Origin of the sequence: Agathobacter ruminis, assembly GCF_002735305.1 — a bacterium.
Taxonomy (GTDB): Bacteria; Bacillota; Clostridia; order Lachnospirales; family Lachnospiraceae; genus Roseburia; species Roseburia ruminis.
The window spans coordinates 1-327 of sequence record NZ_PDYG01000088.1; the positions used below are offsets into that span (position 1 = coordinate 1).

At 47.7% G+C, this 327-nt stretch carries 1 pseudogene; it reads right to left on the minus strand.

Annotated features, from left to right (window positions below):
* A pseudogene (locus tag CSX02_RS13615) lies at nt 1-327 on the minus strand (MSCRAMM family adhesin SdrC); the annotation flags it as partial.

The window sequence follows — 327 nt, forward strand, 5'->3', positions numbered from 1 at the left end:
TCTGAGTCAGCATCAGTAAGCGCAAGCGAATCAGCAAGTGTATCTGCATCTGAGTCAGCAAGCGTATCTGCATCTGAATCAGCAAGTGTAAGTGCTTCCGAGTCAGCAAGCGTAAGCGCATCTGAGTCAGCAAGCGTAAGTGCTTCCGAATCAGCAAGCGTAAGTGCATCTGAATCAGCAAGTGTATCTGCATCTGAATCAGCAAGTGTATCTGCTTCTGAATCAGCAAGCGTATCTGCATCTGAATCAGCATCAGTAAGCGCCAGCGAGTCAGCAAGTGTAAGTGCTTCTGAATCAGCAAGCGTATCTGCATCTGAGTCAGCATCA